Source organism: Lachnospira intestinalis (genome assembly GCF_040095895.1).
GTDB lineage: Bacteria > Bacillota > Clostridia > Lachnospirales > Lachnospiraceae > Lachnospira > Lachnospira intestinalis.
In genome coordinates, this window is record NZ_JBBMFS010000010.1 from 97,189 (window position 1) to 115,643 (window position 18,455).

At 40.3% G+C, this 18,455-nt stretch carries 20 protein-coding genes and 3 pseudogenes; 21 read left to right on the top strand and 2 right to left on the bottom strand.

What is annotated here, in order from left to right; genetic code table 11:
- The first annotated feature begins 177 nt into the window (after positions 1-177).
- From WMO37_RS11650 to WMO37_RS11745, 19 genes and pseudogenes are all read left to right on the top strand, one after another.
- Entirely contained in the window at positions 178-702 is a 525-nt protein-coding gene (locus WMO37_RS11650; RefSeq protein WP_008119059.1) for a flavodoxin family protein, read from the top strand.
- Between the two features lie 46 nt (positions 703-748).
- Positions 749-958, top strand: a complete 210-nt coding sequence (locus WMO37_RS11655) for a hypothetical protein (RefSeq protein ID WP_227089981.1) — start codon at positions 749-751, stop codon at positions 956-958.
- Positions 959-1,137: 179 nt separating this feature from the next.
- Positions 1,138-1,738 (top strand): annotated as a pseudogene (locus WMO37_RS11660) (Fic family protein); the annotation flags it as partial.
- A gap of 371 nt (positions 1,739-2,109) precedes the next feature.
- On the top strand, positions 2,110-2,445 hold the full coding sequence (locus tag WMO37_RS11670) for a DUF3784 domain-containing protein (RefSeq protein ID WP_227089982.1): 336 nt from the start codon (positions 2,110-2,112) through the stop codon (positions 2,443-2,445).
- A 66-nt stretch (positions 2,446-2,511) separates the two neighbouring features.
- Complete coding sequence (locus tag WMO37_RS11675) at positions 2,512-3,015, top strand: AAA family ATPase (RefSeq protein WP_022432925.1); 504 nt, start codon at positions 2,512-2,514, stop codon at positions 3,013-3,015.
- Positions 3,016-3,098: 83 nt separating this feature from the next.
- A pseudogene (gene rhuM, locus WMO37_RS11680) lies at positions 3,099-3,852 on the top strand (RhuM family protein).
- A 114-nt stretch (positions 3,853-3,966) separates the two neighbouring features.
- Positions 3,967-4,626, top strand: a complete 660-nt coding sequence (locus WMO37_RS11685; protein WP_022432927.1) for a helix-turn-helix transcriptional regulator — start codon at positions 3,967-3,969, stop codon at positions 4,624-4,626.
- 217 nt (positions 4,627-4,843) lie between these two features.
- A complete protein-coding gene (locus WMO37_RS11690; RefSeq protein ID WP_022432928.1) occupies positions 4,844-5,191 on the top strand; it encodes a hypothetical protein in 348 nt (115 codons plus the stop codon).
- Between the two features lie 174 nt (positions 5,192-5,365).
- Positions 5,366-6,364 (top strand): zinc ribbon domain-containing protein, encoded by a 999-nt coding sequence (locus tag WMO37_RS11695; RefSeq protein ID WP_022432929.1) that lies wholly within the window; start codon positions 5,366-5,368, stop codon positions 6,362-6,364.
- 262 nt (positions 6,365-6,626) lie between these two features.
- Positions 6,627-6,839 (top strand): annotated as a pseudogene (locus tag WMO37_RS11700) (DUF1848 family protein); the annotation flags it as partial.
- A 299-nt stretch (positions 6,840-7,138) separates the two neighbouring features.
- Positions 7,139-7,282, top strand: a complete 144-nt coding sequence (locus WMO37_RS11705) for a hypothetical protein (protein ID WP_022432931.1) — start codon at positions 7,139-7,141, stop codon at positions 7,280-7,282.
- A 10-nt stretch (positions 7,283-7,292) separates the two neighbouring features.
- Entirely contained in the window at positions 7,293-7,568 is a 276-nt protein-coding gene (locus WMO37_RS11710; RefSeq protein WP_349155099.1) for a hypothetical protein, read from the top strand.
- Between the two features lie 74 nt (positions 7,569-7,642).
- Complete coding sequence (locus WMO37_RS11715) at positions 7,643-8,626, top strand: TAXI family TRAP transporter solute-binding subunit (RefSeq protein WP_349155100.1); 984 nt, start codon at positions 7,643-7,645, stop codon at positions 8,624-8,626.
- Between the two features lie 17 nt (positions 8,627-8,643).
- A complete protein-coding gene (gene gltS, locus WMO37_RS11720; protein ID WP_022432934.1) occupies positions 8,644-9,831 on the top strand; it encodes a sodium/glutamate symporter in 1,188 nt (395 codons plus the stop codon).
- Positions 9,832-9,855: 24 nt separating this feature from the next.
- Entirely contained in the window at positions 9,856-10,053 is a 198-nt protein-coding gene (locus WMO37_RS11725) for a hypothetical protein (protein ID WP_022432935.1), read from the top strand.
- Between the two features lie 3 nt (positions 10,054-10,056).
- Positions 10,057-11,394 (top strand): MATE family efflux transporter, encoded by a 1,338-nt coding sequence (locus WMO37_RS11730; RefSeq protein WP_022432936.1) that lies wholly within the window; start codon positions 10,057-10,059, stop codon positions 11,392-11,394.
- Positions 11,395-11,454: 60 nt separating this feature from the next.
- Positions 11,455-13,029, top strand: a complete 1,575-nt coding sequence (locus WMO37_RS11735) for a Na+/H+ antiporter NhaC family protein (RefSeq protein WP_022432937.1) — start codon at positions 11,455-11,457, stop codon at positions 13,027-13,029.
- Positions 13,029-13,979: a DMT family transporter gene (locus tag WMO37_RS11740; RefSeq protein WP_349155101.1), complete on the top strand. Its 951-nt coding sequence runs from the start codon at positions 13,029-13,031 to the stop codon at positions 13,977-13,979. The genes WMO37_RS11735 and WMO37_RS11740 overlap by 1 nt, the downstream gene beginning before the upstream one ends.
- A 4-nt stretch (positions 13,980-13,983) precedes the next feature.
- The gene (locus tag WMO37_RS11745; protein WP_227089984.1) at positions 13,984-14,574 is read left to right on the top strand and encodes a putative ABC transporter permease; all 591 of its coding nucleotides are present in this window, start codon (positions 13,984-13,986) and stop codon (positions 14,572-14,574) included.
- A 60-nt stretch (positions 14,575-14,634) separates the two neighbouring features.
- On the opposite strand, the gene WMO37_RS11750 is transcribed toward WMO37_RS11745, so the two are convergent.
- Positions 14,635-15,435 (bottom strand): SDR family NAD(P)-dependent oxidoreductase, encoded by an 801-nt coding sequence (locus tag WMO37_RS11750; RefSeq protein ID WP_022432939.1) that lies wholly within the window; start codon positions 15,433-15,435, stop codon positions 14,635-14,637.
- Between the two features lie 290 nt (positions 15,436-15,725).
- The gene (locus tag WMO37_RS11755; protein WP_349155102.1) at positions 15,726-16,349 is read right to left on the bottom strand and encodes a tyrosine-type recombinase/integrase; all 624 of its coding nucleotides are present in this window, start codon (positions 16,347-16,349) and stop codon (positions 15,726-15,728) included.
- Between the two features lie 99 nt (positions 16,350-16,448).
- Here WMO37_RS11755 and WMO37_RS11760 point away from each other — a divergent pair, with 99 nt between their 5' ends.
- Positions 16,449-16,736, top strand: a complete 288-nt coding sequence (locus tag WMO37_RS11760; protein ID WP_349155103.1) for a carbon storage regulator — start codon at positions 16,449-16,451, stop codon at positions 16,734-16,736.
- 129 nt (positions 16,737-16,865) lie between these two features.
- Positions 16,866-18,191, top strand: a complete 1,326-nt coding sequence (locus tag WMO37_RS11765) for a flagellin N-terminal helical domain-containing protein (protein ID WP_349155104.1) — start codon at positions 16,866-16,868, stop codon at positions 18,189-18,191.
- Positions 18,192-18,455 lie beyond the last annotated feature (264 nt).

Sequence of the window (18,455 nt, forward strand, 5' to 3'; positions counted from 1 at the left end):
GATGTGGATATAACATCTGCAGAGACTAAGGCAACATATGATGAGATAAAGAAGATAGCAGGCAGCCACAGTGCCCAGAAGATAAAGAAAGTGCAATTGTGGAGGCATTGAAGCATTTTAAGATGATTCAGCAGAAATAAAAGGAGTTTGATAAATTGGAAGTTGGAGGATACACGCATGAAAATTGTAATCATTAATGGAAGTGCCAGAAAAGGAAACACGCTGACAGCAATCAATGCATTTATAAAAGGAGCATCAGAAAAGAATGAAATTGAAATCATTGAACCTGACAAACTCAACATTGCACCATGCAAGGGATGTGGTGTCTGTCAATGCTCTAAGGGATGCGTCGATAAGGATGATACAAATCCTACAATTGATAAAATTGCTGCCGCAGATATGATTCTTTTTGCTACACCAGTTTATTGGTGGGGAATGTCAGCACAATTGAAACTTATCATTGATAAGTGCTACTGCCGTGGATTGCAGTTAAAAAATAAAAAAGTTGGCACGATTGTTGTAGGCGGTTCTCCCGTAGACAGTATCCAGTATGAGCTGATTGATAAGCAGTTTGACTGTATGGCAAAATATCTTTCATGGGATATGCTTTTCAAAAAATCATATTACGCAACAGCCAGAGATGAACTTGAAAAAAACAAGGATTCCATGAACGAACTTGAGGGGATCGGAAAAAATTTATAAAGCACGTTCCAAATCCCAGTTTGCCAGAGAAAGGTATGGTGAGCGAATGAGAATATTATACGAACTTTCATGGTTATGGGAGACTCTGGTCATTGCGCTTGCGGCTGCGGCTGTTTGCGTGGTTTGTGCCATGCTAATCTGTAAGGCAGTAAAGAAGAACCTCAGCAAAAAAACGGCGGCAGTTATCGGCGCAGCAGCGTTTGCGGGAGCTGTTTTGGCAGTCATTGTGATTGCCCGGACTCCGATGCCGCTTTGATTAAACGGGATGCTTGATTGCCTGTGCATAAGTACAACTTACGATTTGTGTGTATGGTAAATCTAAACTGTATTTTAGCAATATTTCCTTAGTGGGGGTAGAAAGTGCCCCCACTTTCATTATTTGGGGGCGGAAAGCGCCACCACATATAATAAACAAAGGGTTCAAGGGAAAAATCCCTTGCTATTCACAGAAAGCTGTTTACCGGTATCTATTCCCACGCCGGACGTATCAGGGATTACAACATCACGAAGAAGGAATGGGTCTTAAATGGCGCGACTGTACTCTACGGCAGCGCCACGGAGCTGCGGGCGACATTGGACTATGATTTTTCGGAGGAGAAGAAGTTCTCTTATAAGAACCTTTCGATGGATGAAATCATCCACCATCTTGCGTTTTTTATTTCAAGATTGTGGCAGATCCATGTTTTCGGTGAGGGCAACACCGGAACGACAGCGGTATTCCTTCGCAATCTCCTGTTGAACGAGAATCATCCTCTTCATAACCGGATATTGCACATCAGCGGCACTTTTAAAGAACCGGAAAAAGTGAACATTGACTCTGGAAAAAGTGAACATTGAAAATAAAAAAGTGAACATTGAAGAGGATTTTACAGCAAAGACCGCTTCGCATGTTCGCAAATTACAAGAGGCTTTAGGAAAAGAAATCGTATTCGGCAGCAATAGAGTTGAGTGGATGGGGAATCGCGGGTATTTTGACTTATTCCCTCAGAGCGAAGTCTTGAGGCGATTGGAAAATCTGTGCACCTGCATTATATAGTAGGAACAAGCACAACATTGATTTCATCTTCCAGAAGATTAAAGACAGGAACCCAGTATTTATCTGTGGATTCCATACAGACATCATGGCAATCATTGTCAAGAAGCCATTGACTGAACTGCCACACAATTAAACTAAGGTGCTTAAACAATTCTTAGTGTACGGATTCATGATGCCACTTATTTGTGCTTGAAAAGGCAGAACTTACACTGATTATTATGCTGTCTAAAACGAAGAAAGTTATTACAACTCCTCCTCCCATGCTTTGTAGTGTAGCTTCTTGCAAACTATTTTACAGCACAGTGTAGAGAGTTGGAACACTTTCATTACTATTTGTGCCGCCAGCCGAAGGCGGCGGAATGGAGATTATTATGAATATAGGATTTTGGTCATGTATAATTTTGGCTATACTATTTGTAATTATAGGTGTGTTGTTTGCGATTTTTAAGGAAAAAGCAGCAAAATTTGTTTCAGGATTTAATTCGTTTTCTAAAGAAGAACAGGCATTGTATGATAAAGCTCAGATCTCTCGTGATATAAGAAATCAGTGCTTTATATGGGCTGTTATAATGTTGGCAGGCGCATTATTATCCTGCTTTTTAACCCCATATATGGCTATACCAATCTATATTATTTGGTTAGTTTTGTTTTTTAGGGAAGTCCACTTTGATAATCATAAAGCGTTTGAAAAATATTTGTTAAAGTAAATTCCAGCTTGTAGAATTGAAAGTTGGAGATGTAAAATAAATTTGAATTGTGGAGAATACTGACTTATGAAAATACATATTATTGGTTGCAGTGGTTCTGGAAAAACCTATTTAGCAAATGCACTTTCAAAAAAGTATAATATTTCCCATTTCGACTTAGATGATATTCAATGGGATAATAACGCCAAAGAATATGGCAAAAAGAGAACGCTTGATGAACGAAAAGCGTTATTACAAGAAATATTATATAATAATGATGAGTGGATAGTTGAGGGGGTATATTATGCCTGGGTACGGCAAAGTTTTGATGAAGCTGATAAAATATATGTTTTAGATATGCCTGGTTATTTATATAAAAGTAGAATTATTATGCGCTCTATAAAAAGAAAATTGGGAATACAAAAAGGAAAAAGAGAAACTTTGAAATCGGTCTATAACCTTTTGAAATGGACTGAAACTTTTCAGGATAAAAATCTGAAAGAAATAAGAAGTATTTTAGATAGATATGATGATAAAGTTATATGGCTATCAAGAAAAAAAGATGTAGAGAAAATAATAAAGGCGGTATGATAACTTCCTGTTTGTACCTATGTTATCATATCGAAAAAGTGTCACCACTGGTGATACAATCTAAATAATCGGAGTTGGTTGCGTTGGCAAAAAAGAAAAATGAAATAAGCATTCGTTCAAGTGCAGCAGAATATCTTACCTACATTGCTTCTGTCGGAGAGCAGGAAGATAGCATTGAAATGCGCTACGAAGATGAAAATATATGGCTGACACAGAAGATGATGGCTACGCTTTATGATGTTGATGTGCGTACAATTAGTGACCATATCAAAAAGGTGTATTCAGATAGCGAGTTGGAAGAAACGGCAACTATCCGAAAATTTCGGATAGTTCAAACCGAGGGCCCTCGCCAGGTTCAGAGAGAAGTGAACCATTATAACCTGCAGATGATTATTGCTGTCGGCTTCAAGGTAAACAATGAACGTGCCGCGCAGTTCCGTAAGTGGGCAAACGGTATCGTAAAGGACTACACCATCAAGGGCTGGGTTATGGATGATGAGCGTCTGAAACGAGGTACTTATCTTACGGACAAGTATTTCGATGAGCAGTTAGAACGCATCCGGGAAATTCGTGCAAGCGAAAGAAAGTTCTATCAGAAAATCACAGATATGTATGCTACTGCGATAGATTATGACAAAACATCGGCAACAACGAAAAGGTTCTATGCAACCGTTCAAAACAAAATGCATTTTGCAGGATGCCGGAAAGGTTTCTGCTGAAATAGCCAAACTCCACGCTGAAACTGAGTTTGAAAAATATCGTATCATTCAAGACAGATTGTTCATGTCGGACTATGACAGGTATCTGCTTGAATTAGAGGAAAAGGCGAAGAAGTAATAAAAAAGCAAATGTAAAAGCATTTTGACACGTATTTTCTGCGATGTCAAAGCCGTTTGGTAGACTACAAGTGGTGGTTTTCCTATAATAAAAGTGCAAGGGAGGTGCAATGGCATGGAGCATGATATTGGAAGTAAAATCAAGGCAGCCAGACTTGAGAAGAAACTGACACAGGAACAGGTTGCCGAAATATTGGGAGTAAGTCGTCAGACCATCTCAAATTGGGAAAATGAAAAATCATACCCAGATATCATCAGTGTCATTAAAATGAGCGATTGCTACGAAGTCTCTCTTGACTATTTATTGAAGGGAGAACAAAAAATGAAGACCTATTATGATTATCTTGAAGAAAGTACAAATGTTGTGAAAAGCAACACTAACAGAAATAAAATCATTACAATACTGTCCTATCTGCTGATCTGGGCGGTTGCCATGATTGTGTTCTGGTTCTTTACAAGCGGAAGTGATGCTATGGGTTATAGTTTGATGTTCCTTTGGATTATTCTTCCTGTAACTACATTCGTTGTGTCCATTGTTATCGGCAAAAATGACTTTTGGGAAAAAGGAAAATGGGCATTTACCCTTTTCTTCGGAGTAATGTATATGCTTGCTGAATACGGAACATTCAAAATGGCAAACAACATTGCTTTTGACAAACTGAATGCACCGGATTGGGGAATGATTGTAGTTGGTGCAATAATTTCTGCAATAGGTATGCTGATAGGTTCGTTGTTTAACAAGAAGCGTAACAAACAGAAGAAACAAGACATTTAATGGAGGGGCGAATATGAGCGAGTTTAGAACGGTTGTGGCTGTAATTATAATGATTTTGTGCGGAGTTGCAGGATTGTTCCTTGGAGCCACGCATTAACAATGCTATTGGTGGATGTATCCTTGGTGTTTTGATTTCTGGTATCGCCTGCATTATCTATGTGTTGGATAACCAAGACAAAAAATAAGGCAAAAGCAGTTTGATAAGGAGCGTGATGGTATGAAAAGGTTTATATCATTGATTTTATCGCTAACATTCGTGTTGGTATTGGCTGGGTGCAATAACAGAAGTATGAACTACATTATTGAAAATGAGCCAAGCGTAGTAGGTGTTGTAGAAGAAGTGCATGATGATTATGTAATTATGTATTCAGAAACGGCAGAGGGTTATCCTAACGGTTCAAGGTGGTCAATTTCATTGACTGTGGAGAGCAAAGATAGTTATGCAGACCCTGTTGTTGGTGACGAAATTGTTGTATATTACGATGGGAATGTTATGGAAACAGACCCTTTAAAGGTAGGTACAGTATATGCCATCACATTGAAAACTCCTGCTAACAGAAAATGAAAAATCTTAAATTTGGAGCGTAATTAGTGTCTGCCGATAATGTGTACCCAATGTCAAGGACAGTTACTAGAAAACTTCCAATTGATATAAAAGGATATTTTTAAAATAAGCAGTTCAAAAATATCTACATGCGTGGTACAATGGTAGTGTCAACGTATGAGGAGGTTTACACTAATGAAGTGTCCCAATTGTGGTGGAGAAATAGAAAATAATGCAAAATTTTGCACATTTTGCGGTTCACAAATTACAGTAGAAATGCAAAAAGAACGTGAACAGCTAAATAAATCTGGCTGTCCTAAATGCGGTAGCACCAATGTTACATTTAACCGAGAAAAGCAGGGAGAACTTAAAGGGAAAAATGGTACTGTTGTTGTAAGGTCTACAATAGGCTTATGTAAAGATTGTGGATATACATGGAGTACCACTAACACTACACAGCCACAGAAAAAGAATAAGACATGGCTGTGGGTACTAGGTTGGATATTTGTATTTCCAGTTCCATTAACTATTTTAATGCTTCGTAAGAAAGATATGAAACCAGCATTAAAGTATGGTATTATTGCGGCTGCATGGATAGTATATCTTATAATTGGTTTATCTGGTAATTCAAATGATAATACAGCTACAACGGGAAATAATACAGAAACAATAGTATCTGAAAACGAAACTATAAATGATGATGTGACAACAAATATTGTAGAAAGTCAAACAGATAGTGAGGTTGTTGAGCAGACAGAAACAAATTATGCTGACGATGAAATAGTAAATAAATTCATTTCAGAGTTCCAAGAAATCGCAGGGTACAAAATGACGGACATTAGCAAAGGAAACATTCGCACAAAGTACTTTGCATATGCAAATAATTGTTATCTTGAAATGATAAATGCAACAGACGCTGGTGCAGAAGCATTCTGCATTTCATATTCATTTGGCAGTTTATCAGAGGAAGAAATCTATTCTGTATTTACTGATTGCTTAAAAACATTAGGTGCTACTGATGAGGAAATAGAAAAGACCATTGCTGATTTTACCACTAATAATGATGGAGATTACATGATTGAAGGATATGAGACAAATAGCTCTATAACTTGTACATATTGTCCTACAAAGGAGTTATCAAACGGAACATCAATAGGTCACATAGAGATTGCATCTAGTACTTTTGGTAAATAAGAAATAAAAACCAAAGCCACATCAGTCATATCTGGTGTGGCTTTTCTCAAATTCCCATCTCAAACACTTAGTGTTCCCATGATAAAAAATTCATCTAGCTTTAGTGAAAAATGAATAAAAAGTGATGAAATGAATAAATATACAGGTTAGTTTAAGCTAAATACATATAGGAACACTTTTCCGAAAAGGGAGTTTTTTAATAATACTATCTTATTTAGCGCTTATGGCTTATTTAAACATTATTCTAACGGAGTGAGGGGAAATGATTATACAGACAGGAATGAGGACAGATATTCCGGCATTTTATTCCCAATGGTTTATGAATCGAATAAAAGAGGGGTATGTACTTGTTCGCAATCCTTATAATGAAAGACAGGTGACAAGATATCGTTTGACACCTGATGTAGTTGACCTCATCGCATTTTGTACGAAGAATCCCGCACCAATGCTGCCATATATGAATGTTTTAATCTCTTTAGTTATTTGCCTCCTGTGAAAAAATAACTCTTGTTTCATCAACAAACAGTTTCAATGACCTGCTTATGGCTGATATGACCGCTGTCGGTAAGAATATCATGTCGGGCCAGTTTCTTTTTTTACACTGTATAAATGGGAAGAGTTTTGGTTGAACAGCAGCTGGAATGATGATAAAATTTTGTTGTAACAAATGATCAAACAAATTTTTTCTGGAAAAGTGATGCTGAAATGTCAAAGAAATTAACGGAAAAATCATTGGAGAAGAAACTTCATAATATGGATACAGGAGAATAAAAGATGAGCAGTGATATCAAAAATGAATTTGAAGAATATGTAAAAACGCTTACGGAAACTATCTGCAACGACATTTTTCTGGAAAAGCTGGAACAGATCTGTCACGAATATGAGGACGGGGTTAAGCCGGTACAGCAGAAATCATGATGATACAGCGATGAGAAGGGACAAAGACTGGCAGACCGAATTAATGGCGGAAAAACTCAAAAAACGTTTTGCACGATATGAAAATTTCTCCATGACATACATCGGCACACATGAGAAGGTGCTGTGTATTGATGAACGGTATACGCTGGTTGGAAGTTATAATTTACTGTCGTATGACGGCGGTGAAAAAGAGATGTTTCAGGGATATCATTTCTGGTTTGAAGGCGGTGTCATGATTGACGATGCGGAATTTGCAAAACATGTCATAAAAGAGATTGGAATGTAATATAGCCAGCGGGCAAAAGATATGGTATGATAGCTTTTGCCATAAAAGCGGAAGAATAACAGCGAGGTGATTTTTTGAAAAAGAAAATATTGGGAATAGGAGCGACGGTACTGATTCTGTCGGCGGCGGTTTTTGCAGGCTGCGGACTGACCGGAACGAGAATCCGGTTCGGTGCGGCAGGACTTGGCGGAACGTATCATGCTTTTGCAGATACATTTGCAGGGCTTATCACAGCCGGAAAAGAAAAATGCACGGTTGAGGTAAAGACCACTGCCGGGTCGGCGGCGAATCTGCGGCTTTTATCAGACGGATATATTCAGATGGCGGTTGCGCAGAATGATTTAACCAATGATGCATACTATGCGGCCGGGACATTTGAAAACAGCAGGAAGTACCGCGGATACAGCGCGGTTGCGGCACTTTACACGGAAAGCTGCCAGATTGTGGTGCGTGCGGACTCCGGCATTGAAAGCATGGACGGTTTGCAAGGGAAAACAGTCAGTGTCGGTGAGAACGAATCCGGTACGGAATTAAATGCTGAGCAGATTTTAGCTGTCAGCGGACTGACAGATAAGCTGATTGATAAAGTACATCTGGATTACACAGAAGCGGCAGAGCGGCTTGCAGACGGAAAGATCGATGCTTTTTTTTGTACGGCGGGTGCAGAAACAACAGTGATTTCAGAGCTGTCTAAGCAGTGTGAAATCCGCCTGCTGGAGCTTGATGAAAGTACAAGAGACAAACTTTTAAATTCCTACACTTTTTATACGGAATCCGTGATTCCAAAGGGAACGTACAACAATCAGACAGAGGATATACATACTGTCGGTGTCAAAGCGGTGCTGCTTGTGAGTGATAAGTTGCCTGAAAAGACGGTGAAAGCGCTTACAAAAACACTGTTTGAAAACAAGCAGGAGTTACAGTATGCACTGCCTGTCAATATTGTGATGAATGAGCAGACGGCGACAGAAGGAATTACAATTCCGTTTCACAAGGGTGCTGCGGCATATTACAAGGAATGTGGAATTGATGTAGTGACAGGGAAAGGAAGCAGATAGGCAGCAGGTGGACATCAGTGGAAATATATTTGGATATGTACCAGACAATTACTGTAGCAGTACTTGTCTTAATGTTAGGTAAAGTTTTAAAGAAAAAATTCGGAATTTTAGAGCGGTTCTGTATTCCGGCACCGGTTATCGGCGGCGTGGTGTTTGCCGTTTTTACCTGTATTTGTTATGTGACGGGTATTGCGGAATTTTCGTTTGATGATATTTTAAAGGAAGTATGCATGGTATTTTTCTTTACTTCTGTAGGCTTTCAGGCGAATTTAAAAGTGTTAAAAAGTGGTGGAAAGGCACTGATTATTTTTCTGGGACTGGTCATCGGCCTGATTCTTTCACAGAACTTTTTAGCGGTCGGACTGGCAAAGCTTTTACACATTAGTCCGCTGGTCGGACTATGTACCGGTTCAATTCCGATGGTTGGCGGTCACGGTACGGCAGGTGCATTTGGCCCGGTGCTGGAGGATTTTGGTATTATGGGTGCAACAACACTTTGTACGGCAGGTGCAACATTTGGTCTGATTATGGGCAGTATCATGGGCGGACCGGTCGGCAAGCGTCTGATTGAGAAGAAAAATCTGTTAGATACGGTTGTGCCGGAAGATGACAGCCTTCTGGTAGAAGATGAAAAGAAGCATGAACGTCATACCAGCATGTATCCGTCAGCGGTATTCCAGTTAATTATTGCAATGGGACTCGGTACAATCGTATCCCACCTGTTATCGCTGACCGGTATGACGTTTCCGATATACATCGGTGCGATGATTGTTGCCGCATGTATCAGAAATATCGGGGAATATTCGGGAAAATTTACTATTTATATGGGTGAAATTAATGATATCGGTGGTATCAGCCTGTCGCTGTTTTTGGGAATAGCGATGATTACATTAAAGCTCTGGCAGCTTGCAGATCTGGCACTGCCGCTTATCGTACTGCTTGCAGGACAGAGCCTGCTCATCTTTTTATACACGTATTTTGTGGTATTTAATGTCATGGGCAGGGATTATGATGCGGCAGTACTTTCATCCGGTGTCTGTGGTTTCGGTATGGGTGCAACCCCGAATGCCATGGCAAATATGCAGGCAGTCTGTGAAAAGTACGAACCTTCGGTCAAAGCGTATCTGCTTGTACCGTTAATCGGAAGTTTATTTGCGGATTTTTTAAACAGTCTGGTGATAACATTTTTTATTAATTTCTTATAAAATGCCTGCGGAATGGAGAGGAATATGTTTGATAGATGGAAAAAGACCCATAAGGCTGTGTATGAGGTAGAAAGTGAAAACCTGGCGGTGCCGGAGGTGCATATCAGGGAGGATGATACGGCGGCACATGATACAAAAAAACCGGAAGCGGAAGAAGAAATTACCTATGAAAATGTAGCAATTCCGGAAATTCATATTAAAAGAAAGCAGCGGGATAAATAATACATGAAAGATTTAACGAAAGGCAGTCCGTCGCGGCTGATTTTGTCATTTGCGATACCGATATTTTTCGCCAATCTGTTACAGCTGACGTACAGCCTTGTGGATACGCGGATTGTCGGGTCGTTTCTGGGAGAAGACGCACTGGCGGCAGTTGGGGCGACCAGTACACTTAGTAACCTGATTATCGGATTTCTGCTGGGACTTGCCAACGGTTTTGCGATTATTACGGCACAGCGTTACGGTGCAAAAGATATTGCCGGTGTGAAAAAATCCTTTGCCGCCTCTCTGATGATGGGAACGGGAATTTCAGTGCTTTTAACGGCGGCAGGACTGATTTTCTTAAAACAGATATTACAGTTTTTAAATGTACCGGAGGCGTTGTTTGGGACGGCGCGCTCTTATATCGTAGTAATTGTGGCGGGCATGCTTGCAACGTTTCTTTATGATGCATGTGCAGCGGCGCTGCGGGCGCTGGGTGATACGGTCACACCGCTTATCATACTGGCGGTATCGGTCGGATTAAACATTGCGGGAGATTTATTTTTTATATTAGTACTACATGCAGGTGTGTACGGTGCGGCGGTGGCAACGGTACTGTCACAGGTACTGGCATTTGTCATCTGCTGGATTTACATGATCCGCCGCTATGAAATTTTACAGTTAAAAAAGACGGATTTTACGCAGCCGGAAAAAGAAATGCTTGGCAATATGGCGGCTTCCGGTCTGTCCATGGGCTTTATGAGTTCACTGGTTAATATCGGGTCGCTGACCCTTCAGACGGCGATTAACAGGCTTGGACAGGACATTATCGTGGCTCATACGGCGGCGCGGAAAATATCTGAAATGTTTATGATTATGTTTTCGGTATTCGGACAAACCATGGCGACATACTGCGGACAAAATATGGGCGCCGGGCGTATAGACCGCGTCAAAAAAGGTATATGGCTGGCACTTTTATATACCTGTATCTGGTGTATGCTGACCGTTGTGGCAAGTTATACCATCGGTGCAGGGCTGGTTGGACTGGTTACGGGAAGTAAAAATGAAGTCGTGATACACACGGCAACGGTGTATCTGAAATTCAATACCGTATTTTACTGTGTAACGGCGGTCATCTGCATTTTAAGAAATGCAATGCAGGGGCTTGGCGAGCGGATCACCCCGCTGGTGTCGAGTTCGCTTGAAATGATAGGAAAAATCGTTATTGCAGCGGCACTTGTGCCGAGAATCGGTTACAACGGCGTTATCGTTGCAGAGCCGCTGGTGTGGTTTATTATGGTCATACCGCTGGTTGTAAGAATTTATACCATGCCGGTGATGCGTGGGAAAAAACAAATATGATATCATTATAATACAGAAATACAAAAATAGCGGCAAAACCGCTAAGGAATGAGGAGTTTTATGGAACAGATGATGGAGTATGTCCCAAATATGTATGCAACATTTTGGGCATTGGTACCGCCGCTGGTGGCAATTATTCTGGCACTGGTGACAAAGGAAGTTTACAGTTCCCTTTTTATCGGAATTGTAATCGGCGGATTATTTTACGGCAACATTTTTCAGCAGGGATTCAGTTTTGAAAAATCGGTACTGCACATTTTTGAAGACGGACTGGTCGGCGTTTTATCAGACCCGTATAACGTCGGCATTTTAATCTTTCTTGTAGTGCTTGGCATTATGGTCAGCATGATGAACAAGGCAGGCGGTTCGGCAGCCTTCGGACAGTGGGCGGGACGTCATATCAAGACCAGAATCGGTGCACAGCTTTCAGCGGTTCTGCTGGGGATGCTTATTTTTATTGATGATTACTTTAACTGTCTGACGGTCGGAAGTGTTATGCGGCCGGTCACGGATAAGCATCAGGTATCCAGAGCAAAGCTTGCTTATATTATTGATGCAACGGCAGCACCGATTTGTATTATTGCGCCGATTTCTTCATGGGCGGCGGCAGTTACGGGCTTTGTAGAAGGCGAGGACGGATTTGCGGTCTTTATGAATGCGATTCCATATAACTATTATGCATTGCTTACAATTATTGCAATGCTGACAATGGTTTTATTTAAAATTGATTTTGGTGCAATGGCAGTACATGAAGCCAATGCGGCAAAGGGAGATTTATATACAACGCCGGAGCGTCCGTATGCCAATTCCGCACCGGATACGGTAAAGGGCAGAGGTACGGTAGTAGACCTGCTGTTCCCAATTATTACGTTAATTATCTGCTGTATTATCGGCATGATTTACACCGGCGGTTTCTTTAGCGGAACAGGTTTTGTAGAGGCATTTTCGGGAAGTGATGCTTCTGTCGGACTGATGCTTGGAAGCTTTTTTGCACTGGTAATTACGATTGTATTTTATGCACTGCGTAAGGTACTTACCTTTACAGAAAGCTGCGGCTGTCTGCCGGAAGGTTTTAAAGCAATGGTTCCTGCAATTTTGATTCTTACCTTTGCATGGACATTAAAGGGTATGACAGATAGTCTTGGTGCAAAAGAATATGTTGCCGGACTGGTAGGCGGTATTTCAGGACCATGGCTGGCATTATTCCCGGCAGTTGTATTTGTTGTCGGTGCGTTCCTTGCGTTTGCAACAGGTACGTCATGGGGAACTTTTGGTATTTTAATTCCAATTGTAGTTAGTACATTTTCGGGAACGAATCATACAATGATGATTATTTCCATTTCTGCCTGCATGGCGGGTGCGGTATGCGGCGACCACTGTTCACCGATTTCGGATACAACGATTATGGCATCGGCGGGTGCACAGTGCAGCCATATCAACCATGTATCGACACAGCTGCCGTATGTGTTGGTTGTAGCAGCTGTTTCATGTATTACATACATTATTGCAGGATTTGTACAGAGTCCTGTTCTGCCGCTTGTAATCGGAATTGTATTGATGGTTGGCACGCTTTTCGGCATAAAGTATCTGATGAAAAATATCGGTGTGCGCGATAAGAAGGATAAGGTACAGTAATGGTGGATAAAATCAAAAACATTAAAGGAAGCCTGATTCTTCTGCTGGCAGCGTTTATCTGGGGAACGGCCTTTGTTGCCCAGACAAGCGGTGCGGATTCGGTAGGGACGTTTACATTTAATACCTGCCGCTCAGTGGTTGGAGCGCTTTTTTTACTGCTGGTGATAGTGCTTTTGGACAGTTACGGAAAACGTACCTCAGGCGGGGGAAAAGACACACTACAGGAGCCGTATTCACGGACAAAGTGGCCGGTAAAGGGTGGCGTACTCTGCGGCATAATTTTATTTGTGGCAATGTCCTTACAGCAGTATGGAATCGGTATTTATCCGGCAGGTGTGGCGGCATCCGGAAGGGCAGGATTTCTTACGGCAACGTATGTGGTGCTGGTTGCCATCTGTTCCGTATGGATGGGCAAAAAGCTGCATCCGCTGATTGCGGTATCCATTGTCGGCTGTATTGCCGGAATGTATCTTTTGTGTATGTCCGGCGGATTTGCAGGGATTTATATGGGCGATGTGTGCGAGTTTTTGTGTGCAGTCGGTTTTATGTGTCATATTCTTACAGTTGAACATTTTGCAAAGGAAGACGGCATAAAATTATCCTGTATTCAGTTTGCGGTATGTGCTATACTGTCAGGTGTGATGATGCTTTTTACCGAAAATGTCGATTTTGCCGGAATATGTGCGGCAGGACTTCCGATTTTGTATACGGGTGTATTATCGAGCGGAATCGCCTATACCTTACAGATTATCGGACAGAAGTACGCACAGGCTTCGGTAGCTTCGATTGTAATGAGCCTTGAATCCGTCTTTTCGGTACTTGCGGGCTGGCTTGTATTACATGAGGTGTTAAGTCCGAGAGAACTGACCGGCTGTATGCTTGTGTTTGCAGCGGTGATTCTGGCACAGGTTCCGGATATGCTGAATCATTCAATAAATGAAAAAGGGTGAAAAAATGAAATATACATATTATCAACTGGGTATTATGGCGGCAGTTGTATCGTTTCTTGGATTCGTCGTTGAAAATATCTGGCTTGCCATGACAAAAGGGTATATCAATAACAGGAATATGAATGCGCCTTTTTTACTGGGCTATGGGCTGCTGATTTTGTTTATGTACGCGGTGTTTGGAACACCGGCAGCACTTAGAATGTTTGCAAAGGAAAAGGTGCGTTGGAAACGGTATCTGGTTTACTTTTTATGTTCATTTGCCGTTGTCTGTGTAGGTGAAATTGTGCTGGGCATTGTGGTGGAGGCACTTTGTCATATTGAATACTGGAATTATTCCAATATTCCGATGCACATTACAAAATATACGTCCATACCGACCAGTACAGCATTTGCGGCAATGATTACAATTCTGATGGGAAATGTTTTTCCGGTTCTGATGGACTGGATATGCCGTATCAATACGCAGTGGGCAAAAATCATCTGCGCCGTACTTTGGATTGTGATGGTGGCAGACTTCTTTATCAGCTTTGGACATATGATAAAAGCCAAAAATTTTTATTTAAAATGGAAAATTTTTTTAAGAGCGAAAAAGTAGCGGAAAAATGATTAAAGAAAGGACAGGCGGCTGTAAATATACAGTGCCTGTCCTTTTTTATTATGGACGCTGTCCGAGTCCGCCTTCTAATGTCAGGGTTTCGCCTGTCATGTACTTGAAGTCCGGAGAAGCAAGCTGTACGCATACGCGTCCGATTTCAAGTTCAGCATCACCGAAATGTCCTGCCGGTGGAGTATGTACATTCTTTTCAAAAGCTTCCGGATAAGCATTCTGGAACTGCTCTAACTGTGAAGTCCATGCAAGCGGGCAGATGATGTTGACGTTGATTCCGTCTTTAGCCCATTCTGTAGCGGCAACACGTGTCAGTCCACGGATACCTTCCTTTGCAGCGGCATAAGCGCACTGTCCGTAGTTACCGAATAAACCGGCACCGGATGCGAAGTTGATGACAGAACCCTTTGTCTTTGCAAGATATGGATAGCAGGCCTTCATATAATAGAATGCTGCATAAAGTCCTGAATACAGTGCAAGGTTAAACTGCTCTGTTGTGTGGTCTGCTAAAGAAACACCTGAAGCAGAAGCCTGTGCATTATTGATTAAAACGTCAATCTGACCGAAAGTATCAATCGTCTGCTTTACAACGTTGGCTACAACGGCTTCGTTGTCTGCAGAAGCGTTGACATCAGCCTGAATTGTAAGAACCTTGATATTGTAAAGTTTTTCAAGTTCTTCCTTTGCGGCGGAAAGCTTTGCTTCATTACGTCCTGTAATGACAATATTTGCGCCTTCCTTTGCATAAGCGGTAGCAATACCGTAACCGATAGAACCACATCTTCCGTCACTTAATACGGCACGTCCTGCACCGGTAATAATGGCGGTTTTTCCTGTTAAAAATCCCATAACCTAAATCTCCTCATATAATATTTTTAGATAATCGCATAAATATACACAAATCGTTTCATGTTTTAAATGAATAAGGATATTTATCACGACATATCTAACTTAATCATAACACAGTTAGACATTACTAACAAGGAAATTTATGTAAAATATAAGAATATGAATCAGCATGGAGAGTGAATAAAATCTGATAAAATGAATAAAATATAAATAAAGAATAATAAAAATGCAACATTTTATAAGATAATGTTGCATTTATATATATTAAATCGGAAAGAAGAACAAATACTTTAGTCCTTTTTGATATTTTTTTTATTTTTTGTGCGGCATTGTATTCCAAAATCAAAATTTGCAAAAATTTCGTCTTTTTCGTCCTGGTTAATTCCGAGATAACGTTTTGTAATTGTATAAGATGAATGATTATAAATATCCATGAGCATAGCAGGCTGTGTGCCTTGCTTCCATGCGTGGTAGCCAAAGGTTTTGCGCAGGGAATGGCAGCTGATATTATGGGAATGCGTAGTACATTCAGCAGCTTTCTGCACAATTCTAAATGCCTGTGAACGGTTGATTGGACGATGCGGTGTAGTCCGTTTGGTAAAAATATAATCTTCCGGTTTAGGATTGCGTATTTCAAAATATACGATAAGAGAAGCTTTGACGTGTTGGTTTAGTGCAATGACATTCAGCTTTTGTGTTTTTTGTTCATTGACATAAATATGGTCAAAAAAATGATGTTTGTTAAAATCATAAACCATGCGCCATTTCAGCTGTAAAATGTCGCCAATTCTAAGTGCAGTATAAAGTCCCAGCAAAATCAGTGCCTGATTGCGTGGATTGGGCTGTATTGCGGCATAATAGTCCATAAATTTCTGTAAATCTGTTTTGTTTCTGATAGGTTCTGTTGTACTCAATGTTTTTTCCTCCTCTATAAATGAAAATACATCACTATCTTATAAAATGTTGCATTTACAAAGCAAAAATAGGGAAAACAGAAAAACAAGGAGATTTGTATGTTAAAGCTTACGTTAAGACCGGGTGAGTTTATTGATATTGGTGAGAATGTCCGGGTGATATTTTCAGGGGGTTCGGCAAATAACATTCATTTGCTGGTAGATGCACCGAGAGAAATCAATATTGCAAGAAGTTCAGCCGCAAAGAAAAAAGACACGACAGAACCGGGTGCAGGCAGATACTACAAGGAAAGTGGTATTTCTGATGAAGCACAGAAAGAGATTGTAAGTATTCTGATGCGTGAAAAACGTAAAAATGCAGCCAGACGCACACAGGAAGATGTGTAAAACACAGCAATACAGGAATATACAATAACAGCGGTAATATGCGGGTGAACCTAGGCACCTGCTTATTATAAATCAAAGGGAACGGATTTCCCGAAAAAAACATTTTTACACACATGGAGGTAAACAAATATGGTAGTACAGCACAATATTACAGCGATGAACGCAAACAGAATGTTAGGTGTTACATCAGGATTACAGGCAAAGTCAACAGAGAAGTTATCAAGCGGTTATAAGATTAACCGTGCCGCAGATGATGCAGCCGGACTTTCAATTTCTGAAAAGATGAGAAAGCAGATTCGTGGTCTTTCACAGGCTTCTGACAATGCAGAAGACGGTATTTCCTGCGTACAGACAGCAGAAGGTGCTTTAACAGAAGTACATTCTATGTTACAGCGTATGAATGAACTGGCAGTAAAGGCTGGCAACGGAACAATGTCAGAAGACGACAGACAGAACGTTCAGGATGAAATTGACCAGTTAGTTGATGAAATCGACAGAGTTTCAGAAACAACAAAGTTCAATGAAACTTATTTGTTAAAGGGTGATAGCGTTGCAAATGGAAATACAAAAGCTTTTGCAGCAGGTGATGTAATTGGTAAGGTAGATGGTGTTACAGTAAAAGCAAAAGGAACAACTGCTGCAACATTACAGGATAATGCAGATATCGCAATTGGTACAGTAGAATTAAAGTCTAGTAATGCAGCTGTTACAATAAGTAATTCTGATAAGAATACATGCAAGGCAAAAGATGTTGTGAAATTTGTATCTGATGGAACAAAAGCAACTGTTACGTTTAAAGATGGTACAGAAGCTACAGATACTGTTGCAAATATTAAAACTAATTATGAGATTTCAGCTGAAGATGGTACTGGTAATACTGTTGCTGCTTCAGCAACAATTTCTAATGCTTTAAAAGCAGAAACAACCAATGCAGGTATTGATGGAACATATACAGGAAACTTGGCAGATTTATCTGTTGGAGATACTGTTAATGTTAAATTATCTGTAGGTGCAGCAGGAGTAAGTGCATTAAGCAGTGATACAAAGGCTTTAATGTTAAGCTTCCAGGTTGGTGCGGATACAACAGATGAAAATAAAATTACCGTATCTATGGATTCTATGAGTGCAAAGTCTATTGGCGTAGATGGAATTAAGGTAACCGGTTCAGATTCAACAAATGCTGATAAGGCAGTTGATACAATCAGTGATGCAATTAAGAAGGTTTCTAAGCAGCGTTCCGCTTTAGGTGCTGTTCAGAACCGTCTGGAGCATACAATTTCTAACCTTGACAACGTTGTTGAAAATACAACATCCGCTGAATCACGTATCCGTGATACAGATATGGCTGAAGAAATGGTTAGCTACTCAAAGAACAACATTCTTATGCAGGCAGGTCAGTCTATGCTTGCACAGGCTAATCAGCAGAATCAGGGTGTTCTTTCACTTCTTCAGTAATTTAAGTTATCTTAATGATTTAAATTATTTTAGAGATTTTAGACCTTTTGGCAGACGGTTCAAGCCTGCCAAAGGGTCTTTTTTGCCGTTATGAAAAGTAATTATAAAAATATATAATAAAAAGTATATTATTCATGTAATTTACTATTGCAATATAAATGATATTATGTTATTATTTCAATAGAAAATATTCTAAGAACGAATTTAAGCACGGTTTTTTATAAAGATTATGTGTTTAAAGTCTGATTTATATTTGAAATCTAA

Excerpts from the sequence above, each read along its gene's own strand:
- WMO37_RS11650 (WP_008119059.1), top strand. The coding sequence starts at position 178 with ATGAAAATTGTAATCATTAATGGAAGTGCCAGAAAAGGAAACACGCTG.
- WMO37_RS11655 (WP_227089981.1), top strand. The coding sequence starts at position 749 with ATGAGAATATTATACGAACTTTCATGGTTATGGGAGACTCTGGTCATT.
- WMO37_RS11670 (WP_227089982.1), top strand. The coding sequence starts at position 2,110 with ATGAATATAGGATTTTGGTCATGTATAATTTTGGCTATACTATTTGTA.
- WMO37_RS11675 (WP_022432925.1), top strand. The coding sequence starts at position 2,512 with ATGAAAATACATATTATTGGTTGCAGTGGTTCTGGAAAAACCTATTTA.
- WMO37_RS11685 (WP_022432927.1), top strand. The coding sequence starts at position 3,967 with ATGGAGCATGATATTGGAAGTAAAATCAAGGCAGCCAGACTTGAGAAG.
- WMO37_RS11690 (WP_022432928.1), top strand. The coding sequence starts at position 4,844 with ATGAAAAGGTTTATATCATTGATTTTATCGCTAACATTCGTGTTGGTA.
- WMO37_RS11695 (WP_022432929.1), top strand. The coding sequence starts at position 5,366 with ATGAAGTGTCCCAATTGTGGTGGAGAAATAGAAAATAATGCAAAATTT.
- WMO37_RS11705 (WP_022432931.1), top strand. The coding sequence starts at position 7,139 with ATGAGCAGTGATATCAAAAATGAATTTGAAGAATATGTAAAAACGCTT.
- WMO37_RS11710 (WP_349155099.1), top strand. The coding sequence starts at position 7,293 with ATGAGAAGGGACAAAGACTGGCAGACCGAATTAATGGCGGAAAAACTC.
- WMO37_RS11725 (WP_022432935.1), top strand. The coding sequence starts at position 9,856 with ATGTTTGATAGATGGAAAAAGACCCATAAGGCTGTGTATGAGGTAGAA.
- WMO37_RS11730 (WP_022432936.1), top strand. The coding sequence starts at position 10,057 with ATGAAAGATTTAACGAAAGGCAGTCCGTCGCGGCTGATTTTGTCATTT.
- WMO37_RS11735 (WP_022432937.1), top strand. The coding sequence starts at position 11,455 with ATGGAACAGATGATGGAGTATGTCCCAAATATGTATGCAACATTTTGG.
- WMO37_RS11740 (WP_349155101.1), top strand. The coding sequence starts at position 13,029 with ATGGTGGATAAAATCAAAAACATTAAAGGAAGCCTGATTCTTCTGCTG.
- WMO37_RS11745 (WP_227089984.1), top strand. The coding sequence starts at position 13,984 with ATGAAATATACATATTATCAACTGGGTATTATGGCGGCAGTTGTATCG.
- WMO37_RS11750 (WP_022432939.1), bottom strand. The coding sequence starts at position 15,435 with ATGGGATTTTTAACAGGAAAAACCGCCATTATTACCGGTGCAGGACGT.
- WMO37_RS11760 (WP_349155103.1), top strand. The coding sequence starts at position 16,449 with ATGTTAAAGCTTACGTTAAGACCGGGTGAGTTTATTGATATTGGTGAG.
- WMO37_RS11765 (WP_349155104.1), top strand. The coding sequence starts at position 16,866 with ATGGTAGTACAGCACAATATTACAGCGATGAACGCAAACAGAATGTTA.